Here is a 13,289-nt window from a genome sequence, read left to right on the forward strand (position 1 = left end):
AGCCGCTAGCCCGCGATAAACCGCCAGACCTGCGGATCGGGCTCGATCTGGCCGCTGAGCACGAAATATTTGTAGAGCACGAGCAGGCAGATCGCCTGCTCGGCCCGCTCGTCGGCGAATTTGCGGCAATAGGCGTTGGCCGCCGCAACGATGCGCTGGGCCTCGGCCGGATGCTGCTCGAGATGATGCACCCGCTCGGCCAGATCGCTGAAGTCGGGCGCCAGCGGCACATAATGGACATCGGGCTCGAGCTGCCCCTCGGCGAACCAGGTCTCGTAAGTCGGCGGCGGCATCAGGCAGAGCGAGTTCGAGCTCATGATCCATTTCAGATTGGTCGCGACATCATTGCCTTCGAGCGAGATGATGTAGCGGTAGCGGCGCTGCTGATCGATGCTGAGATAGGGCTTGCGGTATTCCGCAGGTGCTGTCGCCCTCGGCGTGCCGACATCGCAGAACGGCAGATTGCGGGCTGCATCCAGCAACAAGGTGCGGATCGGATTGTTGAGTTCGCCGCGCCAAACGACGAGCGGATGCTTGTCGGCGAAGGCGACATCGTCGGCCGGCATGTAGAAATGACGGAACTTGTTCAGCTTGAACAGGACGCCGTTGCCGTTGTCGCCCGCTATCGGCCGGTCCTTGACGATCGACGGCATCTTCGGCACTTCGATGACGTCGCCGAATTCCAGGTCGATGCGCAGATCTGGGTCGAAATAACGGGTGAACTCCTTCAGATCGTAATAGTACATGCTGCGGTCCGACGGCAGCCGGCTGACCGGCACGGCCTCGGGGCTGGGGCTAAAAGGCTCCCGCAGCGTGTTGTAGTAATTGAGCCGCTGGCGGACCGATGCGTCGGAAAGCCTGGCCTGATCGAGCAGCCGGCCGAGCCGGCGCCGGAAAAGAACCGGCGGCGCGATGTCGCGCATGGCGTTGCGCGCATAGTAGATCAGCTTCTGTGCGTTTCTTTGAAGCGTGGCCATCGGTCGTTTTGATTCGAAATCGGTCGGCGGCGGCTCCAGCAACTGTCCCGCAGCCTTTTCTAAACCATTGTGTTCGCCATCACGCAAGTCCAGAACCGCTGGCATCTGCCCTCGCGGCGCTGTTGTGTTTGCCGGCCAATGCTTCTAGGCAGGATCAGGCACAGCGAAAGGAAACGATATGGCTCGACCACCGAATTACGGTCAGGAACGCAAAGAGCGCGACCGGCAGAAGGCCGCCAAGAAGGCGGAGAAGCTCGCCGCCAAGGTCGCGGCCAAGGAGCGCGCCGAGCCTGAGAACGAGGCAAGTTCCAAAACCGACACCGAGACAGAAAAATAGGCAAGACAGGATCACCGGCCCGCGAAACGGGCCGGATCCTGGCAAAATGCCGGTCTGATCAGGCCGATGTGATCAGGCCGGGGCCTTGTCGCTGACGAAGACGTTGACCTCGCGCGCGGCGGCGATGAAGGCGCGTCTTGCAATCATCGCCGGCTTGTCGCCGGCCAGCGCGTCATGGCAGGCCTGCAGCGCTTCGCGGTGCTTGGGGCTGCGCTTGCCGGGCCAGCTGTTGAGCAGGTAATCGGAAGCCTCGCGCACCGTACGTAAGAGCTGAGTGCTTCCCTCCGTGCCCGACTTAACGGTCACGGGTGTTTCAAATCGGTTGTTTTCCATGGCCGCCTCTTACGCCATCGGCGTCCGCGAAGCGAGGCCGAAAGCGGATCGCGACGGCGTTCTTTCGTTTTCGTGACCGGTATCAAGCGGCGACGACGGCAAAACCCCTGGCGCGCAGGCCGCGCCGGTCATTGTGCAGCGACGTCACCAGGCGGGCGCGGCTGCCGGCGATATGGGCGGAAAGTCGCGCCGCCGCCGCATCGGCATCGCCGGCCCGCACCGCTGCCAGAATGGCGTGATGCTCGCTCCAGGCGCGGCCGAGCGCTGCCTCGTCGCGCACCTCCAGCCAGCGCGCCCGCGACAGGCGCGTCATGGCATCGCGCACGGCCCGGAACAGGAACTCGTTGCCGGAGAGCCGCGCCAGTTCGATATGGAAATCCATGCCGACGCGGTGCCATTCCTCGCGCGGCGTGGCAGTGTCGCAGGAGTCCAGCATCGCCTTGATGACATCGGCTGCGCTCCTGTCGGCCAGCGCCGAAGTCAGCCTGACCGCCGCGACCTCGACGGCTTCGCGGTACACCGCGATCTGTTCCAGTTCGGCAAGGTTGATCGGCGACACGGTCCAACCGCGCCCGTCGCGGCAGATCAGCCCTTCCGTCTCCAGCCGCAGCAGGGCTGCCCTGACCGGCGTGCGCGAGGCGCCGAAGCGGCTCTCGATCCAGCGCTCCGTCAGCCGCTCGCCAGGACCGACCTCGAGGCCAAGGATCATCTCGCGAAGCGCTTTTTCGACGATGTGCATCTGCGACATAGTTGCTTCCATTGCTGGCGATCGGCCTTGCCCGTTGGTCTTGCCGATCACATTGAGAGCGCCTGATTGACAGCAGCCGGGCTTTGCGTCCATGAGGGTACCAACTTGGTATCCCAAAATGGTATTCGCAGCAAGCGGACAGGACAGGACATGCCGCAGGACAGTGCAGCGCGGGCCGCCGAAGCGCCTTCCACCTACAACATTCATTGGCGGCGCAACCTGTTCGTGTGCTTTGCCGGATCGTTCAGCACGCTTGTGGCGATGACGTTGCTGCTGCCGTTCCTGCCGCTCTATGTCGAACAGCTGGGCGCCGTGGGCCACGCGGCGATCGTGCAATGGTCCGGCATCGCTTTCGGCGCCACCTTCCTTGCCGCCGCCCTTGTCGCGCCACTGTGGGGACGGCTGGGTGACCGTTATGGCCGCAAGGTGATGCTGGTGCGTGCCAGTTTCGGCATGGCGATCTGCATGTCGCTGACCGGCATGGTGCAGACCGTCTGGCAATTGGTGCTTTTGCGCCTGTTGATCGGCTTTGCCGGCGGTTATTCCTCAGGCTCGACGATCCTTGTCGCCATGCAGACGCCGAAGGAGCGCTCCGGCTGGGCGCTTGGCGTGCTGTCGGCCGGCATCACCGCAGGCTCCCTGGTCGGCCCGTTGCTTGGCGGCGCGCTGCCGCCATTGATCGGTATTCGCGCCACCTTCCTCATCGCGGGCGGCGTCATTTTCCTGGCGGCGCTGGCGACGACGTTCCTGATAAAGGAGATGCCTCGCCCGCCAGTACAGGCAAAACGCGAGGAGAAACCAAAGGGAAGTTGGGCGCAGATCCCCGACAAACGCCCTGTCGTGGCCATGCTGGCGACCGGCATGCTGTTCACCTTCGCCAACATGTCGATCGAGCCGATCATCACCGTTTACGTCCAGCAACTGGTCGCGGAGGCAAGCCGGGTGACCCTGGTCTCAGGTGTCGTCATGTCGGCGGCGGCGCTGGGCGCCATCCTGTCGGCGTCACGGCTGGGCAAACTCGCCGACCGCATCGGCCACTGGAACGTCATCGTCGCATCGCTGGCCGTCTCGGCGCTGCTGTTGATACCGCAGGCCTTCGTCACCGAGAGCTGGCAGTTGGTCGGGCTGCGGTTCCTTATGGGTCTGGTGCTGGGCGGGCTGTTGCCCTGCATCACCAGCGTCATCCGCCACAATGTTCCCGATGGGGTCGGCGGCAATGTGCTGGGCCTGGCAATCTCGGCGCAATATGTCGGCCAGGTTGCGGGGCCGCTGCTGGGCGGCTTCGTCGGCGGCCATTTCGGCATGCGCGCGGTGTTTCTCGGCACGTCGTTGCTGATGGCGGGCGGTGCCGCGTATAATTGGCTGGCCCAGGCGCGCCGCACGCGCGACATGCTGGCGATATCGGAAAAATCCTGACAGACAGGTCGCGCCGCCTATCGTCAATCACGGAGCCCGAGACATGAGCATCGCCGAGTCAGCACCAGCAAACAGCGCGCGCATCCTCGTTTTCGCCGGCGGCATTGCCGGCGCGGCGGGCGTGGCGCTGTCGGCGGCATCAGCGCATCTCGGCGGCGCCTTCGTCGGCACGGCCGCATCCTTCCTGCTCATGCATGCGCCGGTGTTTTTGGCCGTCGGCCTCGCCGGCGCAAACCGGATCTTGCGGATCGGCAGCCTGGTGCTGCTCGTCGGGCTTGTTCTGTTCTGCGGCGATCTGCTGGCACGGGATTTCGTGGGATCGCGGCTGTTCCCGATGTCGGCGCCGATCGGCGGCACCTTGCTCATCGCGGGCTGGCTGGTGATCGCGGCCTCGGCGCTCGTGCGGCAACGGTCCTGACGAGCCAAGAACCCTGTCCCATCAGATATCACACGAGGCTTAATCCTGCCGGTTTTGCGGCAGCAGGTCGCGGTTGCGCTTGGCAGACTTGGTCGGCCGCCGCCTTTCCGGCTGCTCCGTGGCAGGCGAGATACCCCAGTAATTGCGATAAATGTCTTCGAACAGATGCTTCACGGGATGCATGTTCGTCTCCTCTTTAAGAACTTGAATCGATCCAATCAGCTGGCACGAAAATGCCGGGGCCGATCAGCTGCGCTTGCGTTTCACAAGGTATTGCAGGTCACGCCTCCACGGCCCGACCTTGTCGCGGCGCCTGCGGGTGGCGGCGTCGGAGACTATGCCCCAATCATTGCCGTAGATGTCTTCGAACAGATAATTCACGGGATGCATGGCACCCTCCTCTTGAATCGATCCAAGTTATACTTGGTGAATCCCTTGGATCGATTCAAATATAGACCCTCTCCGCCGTCCGATCAAGGGAAAATTTGAACCGATCCAACGAAAGTGCTAAACAGGCTCCGGTTCAGGAGACGAAAATGACGGCATTGACCTCCGGCAAGACGAGACCAGTGCGGCTTGCCGACATCGCCAAGGCGGCCGGGGTCTCGCACGGTACCGCGTCCAACGTGTTCGCTCGCCCGGAAATCGTGCGCGAAGAGGTCCGCGAGCGGGTCAAGGCGGCGGCGGAAGCGATGGGCTATGCCGGCCCGGATCCCAAGGGCCGGCTGCTGCGCGCCGGCAAGGTCAACGCCATCGGCGTGGCAACGGCAGAACCATTGTCCTATTTCTTCGACGATCCCTTTGCCCGCGTCATGATGGCCAGCATTTCGCAGGCCTGCGACGCCACCGGCGCCGGAATTTCGCTGGTCTCGGCCGCCAACAGCGAGCAGCTCGCCTGGAACATCCAGAGCGCCCTGGTCGACGGCTTCATCGTGTTCTGCATCGAGGGTGGGTCGCGGCTGGTCGAACTGGCGCGCGAACGCAAACTGCCTTTCGTGGCGCTTGATCTCGATTCGGAAAATGAGGCGGTCGCTGCGATCGGCGTCGACAACGTCGCCGGCGCGGGTCTGGCGGCGCGCCATCTGGCCGAGTTCGGCCATCGCAGCTTTGCCGTACTCGCCCTGGAATCTGCCGACGCTGGCTTTGGTCCCGTCACGCAGGAGCAAGTCGAGACGACATCCCTCTACTCGGGCACACGCGACCGTCTGCGTGGCTATTTCGGCGAGCTCTCCCGCTTCGGCATCGACGTCTCGCAAGTGCCAATCTACGAAACCCTCAATGACGAGGCGAGCGTGCGGGCCGGCCTCGATCATATTTTCGCGCTGCCGCAGACGCCGACGGCAATCCTGGCCATGTCGGACAAGATTGCGCTGCATGCGCTCGACTGGCTGCGCGAGCGTAACATTGCCGTGCCGGGCGATGTGTCCATCGTCGGCTTCGACGGCGTGCCGGAAGGCGCCGACTCCGAGCCGCCACTAACCACCGTCGCCCAGCCGATCGCCGAGATGGGACGCCTGGCCGTCAAGGCGATCCTCGAAAATGACGGCTCGCAGCACCGGCAATTGCTGCCGGTCGATCTCGTGGTGCGGGGGTCGTCCGGCCCCTCGCCTGCTGGCTAGGCGGCTGATGTGGGATCATCGGCTTAGCCTTGGCATCGCGGGCATGCCGAAGGTCTGGTGAACGGCTGGCGCTTCTTTGCGAACCGGCTTTTTGCTCGAGCCGATGCCGGACAGCCACTCAAGATAGAAGGCGAGCACGAATTGCATGGCGATGCCGGCCGAAATCAGCAAGGCGTCATAGGCAAAGCCGCCCGGATTGATCAGCTTCATCACCTGCGCCGCCATGGCGATCAGCGTGCCGGCGAGGAACACCGGCAAGGAGCGCTTGCCGAGCAGCGCTAGCGGATGATCCGGGCTGAGACGGAACAGGTTCGAGAAAGCCGGCAGGGCGACGATCAGATAGCTCACCGCCAATATGTGCAGGAGCCGCGGCAGCGACAGGAACGTCTTGTCGAAGCCGCCGATCACCACGGGCAGGTTAAACCACGTTATCTCGCCCCAGAGCGGGCTGTGCACCCAGACCGCCGCTGCCGCGACATAGGTCGCCGCGGCGCCCACCAGCCAACGATTGACGGGAATTGTGCCGCCGCGCCTGACATGCAGCATGCCGGCAAGGCCGATGTTGAACAGGAATTGCCAGGACAGCGGGTTGAGGAACCAGAAGCCGGGCTCGGGATAGTTCGGCGGCGCGATCTGCCAGAGGCCGGCGGCAAGCCACAGCGCGCCGGAAAAGACCAGCGCCGGGAGCGGCCGGTAGCTGACGAAGAGCAGGAAAAACGGCGCCATCAACAGCAGCGCCGCATAGACCGGCAAAATGTTGTTGTAGCCAAGCTGGTGGCCGAGCGTGACAATGCCGATCATGACCTCCGGCGTGTTCTTCATCAGCGGCTCGATGTTGATCAGCTTGAGCAGTTCCGGCCGCCGGCCGTACACCGCCGCGGCGCAGAACAACGCCATCACAACCATGGTGGTGACGATGTGGGCACTGTAAAGCACGCCGGCCCGGCGCCACATCTTCAACATCGCCAGCAGCCGGCCGCCCGGCTGGAACTTGTTGCCATAGGCGAGTGCGACCGACATGCCGGAGATCAGCACGAAGGCTTCCGCCGCGTCCGAGAATCCGAAATTCTTGTAGGTCAGCGTTTCGAAGACGGTGCCCGGCACGTGGTCGATATAGATGGTCAGGAGTGCGAGCGCACGGAACACGTCAATGCGCGTGTCGCGATCGGCGATACGCGGGGCGCGATCGGGCGGAACTGGCAGGGTCATCGACAAAAGGCCTCAAAGGAGAGCAAGGGTGCTCGCGTTGTTCATGCCGGGATGCGACCATCGGCGCACACCGCTTCGATTCCTCCCGCAGGGAGCATATCGGCGCAGAAACGGTCTGAAATTAGCCTGTTGCAATCACATTTCGCGGAGCGTGAAAATATTCCGTTTTGAAGCTGGCAAAGGACCAATGTCTCCGTGAAATCAATGAGATATGAGCGTGCATCGATATAGCGACGAGAACGCCTTTCTGCATCAGGATCTGGCCTTTCCCTACCGCCTTCTCAAGCCGGAGAATGCCGGCGGCGAGAGCCTGTTTTTACTGCACGGATCGGGTGTCGACGAAACGACGATGGTGCCGATTGCGAGGCAGATCGCCCCCAACGCCACGCTGGTCGCGGTGCGTGGCCGCATCCGCCAAGAAGACGGCTTCCGCTGGTTCGAGCGGATCACGCCGACCAGTTTCGAACAGGCGAGCATCCGTGCCGAAACATCGTACTTTGCCGCCTTCGCAAGCGAGGCCGCAAAGCGCCACGGGCTCGACCTCGCCCGGGCGACTTTCCTCGGCTATTCCAACGGCGCCAATCTGGTTTCCAGCCTGATGCTGCTCAACTCCGGCCTCGTCCGAAAAGCGGCGTTGCTGAGAGCAATGCCCGTGCTTGACGATGCGCCGGCAACCAATCTGACCGCAACGCGCGTCCTGATTGTCGCCGGTGCCGCCGATGAGACCTACGGGCCGTTTGCGCCGCCACTGGTGACGCTGCTCAACAAACATGGCGCCGAGGTCGATGCGCGCATCGTGCCTTCAGGTCACGAAATCGGCGACCCGGATGCCGCCATCGTCCGGCAGTGGCTTGCGGGACCAGCATTGGCCGCACGCCAGGCAGGCTAGGAGACCTTGGTAGACCGCATCGGCGCCCGGCGGAACAGCTGAGCAGATGCTCGTCGCCTAGCCCTGTCCCATCCGGTTCCAAGCATCGAGCCCGGCGATCTTGTAGGCTTCGGCCAGCGTCGGATAGTTGAAGGTGTTGTTGACGAAGAAATCAACCGTGCCGCCGAGGTTGATCACCGCCTGGCCGATATGGATCAGTTCGGTGGCGCCTTCGCCGACGATGTGGGCGCCGAGCAGGCGGCGCGTTTCGACCGAGAACAGCAGCTTCAGAAAGCCGGAGTTGACGCCCATGATGTGGCCGCGCGAGGTTTCGCGGAACCGCGCCAGACCGACTTCATAAGCAGCGCCGCTCTCGCGCACCTGCTCCTCCGACTGACCAACGGTGGAGATTTCCGGCACGGCGTAGATGCCATAGGGGAAGGTTTCCGGCGGCGGTGGCAGTTGCACGCCGAAGGCGTGGCAGGCGGCCACCCTGCCTTGCTCCATCGATGTCGAGGCAAGGCTGGGGAAACCGATGACGTCGCCGGTGGCATAGATGTTGGGCGCACTGGTCTGGAAGGTCTGCGGATCGACCTTGATGCGGCCCCGGGAATCGGCCTCGATGCCGACCACGTCGAGGCCGAGGCTGCCGAGATTGCCGCTGCGGCCGGCGGCGTAAAGCACGATCTCGGAGCGGATGGTGCGGCCATCGGCGAGCGTCACTTCGGCATAGTCGGGTTTTGAGACGATTTCCTTGACCGTACTGCCGAGGCGAATGGTCATGCCGCGGTCGCGCATCTGGTGGATGAAGTCGTCGACGATCTCGCGGTCGACGAAATCGAGGATGGTGTTGCGCGGCTCCACCAGCGTCACCGGTACGTCGAGCGCCGAAAAGATCGTCGCATATTCAACGCCGATGACGCCGGCGCCGATCACCGTCAGCGTGCGCGGCAGATGGTCGAGTTCCAGCATCTCATCGCTGTCGAAGACGCGGATCTTGTCGAAAGGCACGTCGCGCGGCCGGTGCGGCCTGGTGCCGACCGCGATCAGCGCATTGGTGAAACCAACCTCCGAGTAGTCGCCATTGTCTGCCGTCAGGCTGACCTTGTTTGGGCCGACGAATTTCGCCATGGCGCGGACGCTTTTGACGGCGTTGCGCATAAACTGGTGCTGCAGCACCTCGACCTCGTGGTCGAGCGTCTTGTGCAGCCGCTCGACCAGGTCGGCGATGGAGATGTCCTGCTTGACCCGGTAGCCGCGGCCGTAAAAGCCCCGCTCGCGCCAGCCGGACAGGTTCAGCACCGTCTCGCGCAGCGTCTTCGACGGGATGGTGCCGGTGTGCACCGAGACGCCGCCGAGGCGCCGGCCCCTGTCGACCACCAGCACCGATTTGCCGAGCTTTGCCGATTGCACCGCGGCGCGGCGCCCGGAAGGGCCGCTGCCGATGACCAGCATGTCGTAATCCATGTAACCCCGTCCCCTCGGCGTCTTGTTGCGCCGCAGCAAGCTAACGCCATCCGTCCACCAAATTCAATCGGCTCAACCGCGCCACACTGCCGACCCGGACCGATGGACGAACCGATCTTGATTCCGCCCGCGGTCTTCACCATTTCAGTGGCGGCGCACCCTAGCGTGGCGCCTGTTACGAGGACATGACATGAACGCGCGCGTACTTGACGGCGAAATCATCACCAGCAGGCTCGACGACGTCAGGGCCTATGACGGTGTGCGCACGCGGCGCATCCTGGCCTTCATAATCGACTATTGCATCGTGGCGCTGCTCACCATTCCGTTCGCGATCCTGGTGGCCGTGCTTGGCCTTTTGACATTCGGTCTTGGCTGGGCGCTGTATTCCATCCTCGTGCCGGCGGTCGCCATTCTCTACATCTGGAACACGCTGGGCGGTCGCAACCAGGCCACATCAGGCATGAAGATGATGGGCATTCGGCTCGATCGTCTCGACGGCAGCCGTATCGACGGCCTCACCGCCGTTGTCCATTCGGTGCTGTTCTGGGCGAGCACGGTCATCCTGACGCCGCTCGTCCTCCTGGTGACGCTGTTTTCCGATCGCAAGCGCACACTGCACGACCTGCTGCTTGGCACGGTCGTCAGCCGCAGCGACCGTTGAACCGGCGTCCAACCGACGCCAACAGGCATTTGTGCGCAAATGTGAAGGGGTCCGTTCAACCCCGCCTTCACAATCCTGTTGAATTTTTCGCCAGCCAAGCCAAAGGTAGAGCGATTCGCAGGAGTGTTCCCAAGGTTCGATGACGCACCATCCGACCCAGTCGCCGCAGTTCTTCCTGACCGCGCCATCGCCGTGCCCGTATCTCGAGGGCCAGTTCGAACGCAAGGTGTTCACGCATCTGGTCGGCGACAAGGCGCCGGAGATGAACGATCTGTTGACGCAAGGCGGTTTCCGGCGCTCGCAGAACATCGCTTACCGTCCCGCCTGCGAGACCTGCCGCGCCTGCGTCTCGGTGCGTATCCTGGCGCAGGAGTTCACCGCCAGCCGCAACATGAAGCGGGTGATCCAGCGCAATTCCGATCTGATCGGCGCCATGCACGACGCGCAGCCGTCGACCGAGCAGTATTCGCTGTTTCGCGGCTATCTCGACGCTCGCCATCGCCGCGGCGGCATGTCCGACATGACGGTGCTCGACTACGCCATGATGGTCGAGGATACCCATGTCGACACCAAGGTGATCGAATACCGGCGCCGCGGCCCCGACACATTCATCACCGGCAAGGGCCAGGGCGAGCTGATCGCCGTGGCGCTGACCGACAAGATGGCCGATGGCCTGTCGATGGTCTATTCTTACTTCAATCCCGAGTTCGAGGATCGCTCGCTCGGCACCTTCATGATCCTCGACCATATCGCCCGCGCCCGGGCCATGGGCTTGCCCCACGTCTATCTCGGCTACTGGGTCAACGGCTCGCGCAAGATGAACTATAAGATGCGCTTCATGCCGCAGGAGCATCTCGGCCCGAAGGGCTGGGAACGCTACGACCACGAAGCGGTCACGCGCTGATTTTTCTTCTTACCAGATCCTGATCTAAACATTTTCAGCCGAGACGATGCTGGTCTTCCGCCCGTTGGCGGGGCGATTGCGCCGACCGGCATCTGCTCAACTCATTGCGAAAGCCGTTGCATGTCCTCTCACAATGCCCACACCAAAGGACTTCTGCTCACCGCGCTTGGCGGGCTGGCGCTGACCATCGACATTCCCCTGATCCGGCTCGCCCATGGCGAAGCCTGGACGATCCTTTTGCTGCGCACCGGCTGCACCTTCGTGGCAGGGCTGATCGTATGGGCCATCTGGCGCTCGTTCAGCAAGAATGCTCCGCAGCTGATACCCGGCTGGTCGGGGCTCGTCGTCGCCACCCTCTACGGGCTCGGCGCAATCGCCTTCATCACTGCCGTCTACAACACCTCGACCGCCAATCTGGTTTTCATCCTGGCCTTCTCCACCATGTTCTCGGCGCTGCTGTCGTGGCTGTTCCTGAAGGAGCGACCAAAGCCGCTGACGCTTGCGGCAATGGCGCTGATGATCGTCGGCATCGCGATCATCGTCGGCGATTCCGTCGGCACGGGAAATCTGTTCGGCGATGTGATGGCGCTGTGTTCGGCCTTGGCGATTGCCTGCGCCATCACCGTTTCACGCGCCAGCGGCAGGGATATGGGATTCACCGCGCTGACCGGCGTCCTGCTGCCGTTCGGGCTGGCGGCGCTCATGGTCTCCAAGACCGGTTTTCAGGTGGAGGCGCCATGGTGGATCGTTTTCAACGGCGCCGTCATCATGCCGTTCGCCTTCTTCTGCCTAGCCAACGGGCCGAAATACATTTCAGGCCCGGAAGTGGCGATGTTCTATCTCCTGGAAACGGTTCTGGCGCCGGTCTGGATATGGATGATCTTTGCCGAGACGCCGTCGCGCAACAGCTTGATCGGCGGCGTGATCCTGATCGTCACGCTGGTTGCCCATTCCCTGTGGCAGTTGCATGAAGGGCGCAAGCGCCGGGCAGCGCTCGCCGTCGCTTACCCAGCCTGACTTTTCTTCGCCGGGCCGGCGACAATCTCGATCTGCGGCGGCCCGCCTTCGAGCTCGGCCGCCGCGTCGGGAACGGTGTCTTCGGCCAGTTCCACCTCGCGCAGCCATTCGCGCCATATCGCCACCAGCAGCGCCATCAGCACGGGGCCGATGAACAGGCCGAGAAAGCCCATCGTCTTGACGCCGCCGATCAGGCCGAAAAAGGTGGGCAGGAAGGGCAATTTGATCGGTCCGCCGACCAGCTTCGGGCGCAAGGTCTTGTCGACGATGAACAGCTCCACCGCGCCCCAGATGAACAGCGCCAGACCCGCCATCGGCGAGCCGCTGGCGGCGAGGTAGATCGATACCAGCGTAAACGACAGCGGCGCGCCACCGGGGATCAGCGCCATGACGCCGGTGAGTGCGCCGAGCGTCACCGGCGAGGGCACCCCGGCCAGCCAGTAGGCGATGCCCAGCACCAGCCCCTCGCCGATGGCGATCACGGTCATTCCGGTAACGGTCGAGGAAATGGTCGCCGGCACCACGCGCGAAATCCGCTCCCAGCGCGTCGGCAGGATGCGTTCGCCGAGCCGGTCGATCTGGCTGGCAAAGTGTTCGCCGTCGCGGTAGGCGAAGAACAGCGCGATCATCATGAACAGCAGCGTCAGCAACAGGCCGAAGGCGCTGCCGCCGGCAGCCAGCACGCCGCGATAGATGCTGCCGATATTGGCGCCGCTGACCAGCTGGATCAGCTCGCCGATGCCGCCGGGATGGCCGAAATTGTCGATCCACTGTTCGTTCAGCCACTCGCCGACGACAGGCAGCGAGGTGATCCAGTGCGGTGTGACCGCGCCGTGCCTGTTGGTCTCGATCGCCCAGCCCACCCATTCGCGGACCTCGTTGATGGCGTAGGTGCCGGCGAGCGCTATCGGCACCACCAGGAAGGCAAGGATGAACAGGATGGCGAGCGTCGCGGCGACGGTGCGGTTGCCGCCGACACCGGCAAGCAGCCGGCGGTAGAGTGGCCAGCTGGCAAAAGCGATGACGAGGGCTGCCAGCACGGGAAACAGGAAGCCGTGGAAGAAATAGACGCCGGCAGCAACGATCAGCACCAACAGCCAGCGCGCCGCCGACAGCGGCGGAATGACGGCGGATCGCAACGGTGTCGACAGGCCGAACAGGCGCTGCTGACGTTCCGGCTTCTGGATCTTCGCTTCCTTCAAACGGTCAATTCTCCCCGGCCTACACAGCGTTTATGCACTGTTATAGTGCCGCAATAGTGACGATAGTCCAAATGGTTGGTGAAGCTGCCAATCTCCCCCCTTGTGGGGGAGAT

General features: G+C 63.4%; 16 protein-coding genes. 8 read left to right on the forward strand and 8 right to left on the reverse strand.

What is annotated here, in order from left to right; all coding sequences use genetic code 11:
* Positions 1-5: 5 nt before the first annotated feature.
* Complete coding sequence (locus tag NKI64_RS28345; RefSeq protein ID WP_023700560.1) at positions 6-977, reverse strand: glycosyl transferase family 90; 972 nt, start codon at positions 975-977, stop codon at positions 6-8.
* Between the two features lie 178 nt (positions 978-1,155).
* Between NKI64_RS28345 and NKI64_RS28350 the strand changes: the two genes are divergently transcribed.
* Complete coding sequence (locus NKI64_RS28350) at positions 1,156-1,314, forward strand: hypothetical protein (protein WP_023673009.1); 159 nt, start codon at positions 1,156-1,158, stop codon at positions 1,312-1,314.
* Positions 1,315-1,386: 72 nt separating this feature from the next.
* Here NKI64_RS28350 and NKI64_RS28355 read toward each other — a convergent pair whose 3' ends face one another.
* Complete coding sequence (locus NKI64_RS28355) at positions 1,387-1,620, reverse strand: DUF982 domain-containing protein (RefSeq protein ID WP_245259900.1); 234 nt, start codon at positions 1,618-1,620, stop codon at positions 1,387-1,389.
* Between the two features lie 109 nt (positions 1,621-1,729).
* Entirely contained in the window at positions 1,730-2,395 is a 666-nt protein-coding gene (locus tag NKI64_RS28360) for a GntR family transcriptional regulator (protein WP_023730845.1), read from the reverse strand.
* A gap of 150 nt (positions 2,396-2,545) precedes the next feature.
* Here NKI64_RS28360 and NKI64_RS28365 point away from each other — a divergent pair, with 150 nt between their 5' ends.
* Together NKI64_RS28365 and NKI64_RS28370 are read left to right on the forward strand one after the other, a co-directional pair.
* Positions 2,546-3,811 (forward strand): multidrug efflux MFS transporter, encoded by a 1,266-nt coding sequence (locus tag NKI64_RS28365; protein WP_023693244.1) that lies wholly within the window; start codon positions 2,546-2,548, stop codon positions 3,809-3,811.
* A gap of 43 nt (positions 3,812-3,854) precedes the next feature.
* Positions 3,855-4,229, forward strand: a complete 375-nt coding sequence (locus NKI64_RS28370; protein ID WP_023673013.1) for a DUF423 domain-containing protein — start codon at positions 3,855-3,857, stop codon at positions 4,227-4,229.
* 39 nt (positions 4,230-4,268) lie between these two features.
* On the opposite strand, the gene NKI64_RS28375 is transcribed toward NKI64_RS28370, so the two are convergent.
* Both NKI64_RS28375 and NKI64_RS28380 read right to left on the reverse strand, forming a co-directional pair.
* Positions 4,269-4,412 (reverse strand): hypothetical protein, encoded by a 144-nt coding sequence (locus NKI64_RS28375; RefSeq protein WP_023673014.1) that lies wholly within the window; start codon positions 4,410-4,412, stop codon positions 4,269-4,271.
* Between the two features lie 63 nt (positions 4,413-4,475).
* Positions 4,476-4,619 carry a hypothetical protein gene (locus NKI64_RS28380; protein ID WP_023673015.1) on the reverse strand — a complete coding sequence of 48 codons (144 nt, stop codon included), beginning with the start codon at positions 4,617-4,619 and terminating at the stop codon, positions 4,476-4,478.
* A 146-nt stretch (positions 4,620-4,765) separates the two neighbouring features.
* Between NKI64_RS28380 and NKI64_RS28385 the strand changes: the two genes are divergently transcribed.
* On the forward strand, positions 4,766-5,848 hold the full coding sequence (locus NKI64_RS28385) for a LacI family DNA-binding transcriptional regulator (RefSeq protein ID WP_023753660.1): 1,083 nt from the start codon (positions 4,766-4,768) through the stop codon (positions 5,846-5,848).
* Between the two features lie 15 nt (positions 5,849-5,863).
* Here NKI64_RS28385 and NKI64_RS28390 read toward each other — a convergent pair whose 3' ends face one another.
* Complete coding sequence (locus NKI64_RS28390) at positions 5,864-7,057, reverse strand: OpgC family protein (RefSeq protein WP_023753661.1); 1,194 nt, start codon at positions 7,055-7,057, stop codon at positions 5,864-5,866.
* Positions 7,058-7,274: 217 nt separating this feature from the next.
* On the opposite strand from NKI64_RS28390, the gene NKI64_RS28395 reads away from it, so the two are divergent.
* A complete protein-coding gene (locus NKI64_RS28395) occupies positions 7,275-7,946 on the forward strand; it encodes an alpha/beta hydrolase (RefSeq protein ID WP_245263482.1) in 672 nt (223 codons plus the stop codon).
* A gap of 57 nt (positions 7,947-8,003) precedes the next feature.
* Here the strand turns inward: NKI64_RS28395 and sthA are convergent, their stop codons facing one another.
* Positions 8,004-9,392, reverse strand: a complete 1,389-nt coding sequence (gene sthA / locus NKI64_RS28400) for a Si-specific NAD(P)(+) transhydrogenase (protein ID WP_023682415.1) — start codon at positions 9,390-9,392, stop codon at positions 8,004-8,006.
* Between the two features lie 190 nt (positions 9,393-9,582).
* Between sthA and NKI64_RS28405 the strand changes: the two genes are divergently transcribed.
* The 3 genes from NKI64_RS28405 (at position 9,583) to NKI64_RS28415 (ending at position 11,974) form a co-directional block, all read left to right on the forward strand.
* Complete coding sequence (locus NKI64_RS28405) at positions 9,583-10,053, forward strand: RDD family protein (protein WP_023673020.1); 471 nt, start codon at positions 9,583-9,585, stop codon at positions 10,051-10,053.
* 139 nt (positions 10,054-10,192) lie between these two features.
* On the forward strand, positions 10,193-10,957 hold the full coding sequence (locus NKI64_RS28410; protein WP_023682417.1) for an arginyltransferase: 765 nt from the start codon (positions 10,193-10,195) through the stop codon (positions 10,955-10,957).
* A 120-nt stretch (positions 10,958-11,077) separates the two neighbouring features.
* Positions 11,078-11,974, forward strand: coding sequence for a DMT family transporter (locus NKI64_RS28415; RefSeq protein ID WP_352650193.1), 897 nt, complete (start codon positions 11,078-11,080; stop codon positions 11,972-11,974).
* Here the strand turns inward: NKI64_RS28415 and NKI64_RS28420 are convergent.
* Positions 11,962-13,176 (reverse strand): AI-2E family transporter, encoded by a 1,215-nt coding sequence (locus tag NKI64_RS28420; RefSeq protein WP_023682419.1) that lies wholly within the window; start codon positions 13,174-13,176, stop codon positions 11,962-11,964. The two genes, NKI64_RS28415 and NKI64_RS28420, sit on opposite strands and share 13 nt — an antisense overlap.
* Positions 13,177-13,289 lie beyond the last annotated feature (113 nt).

It is taken from the genome of Mesorhizobium sp. M0478 (assembly GCF_040321305.1).
Taxonomy (GTDB): Bacteria; Pseudomonadota; Alphaproteobacteria; order Rhizobiales; family Rhizobiaceae; genus Mesorhizobium.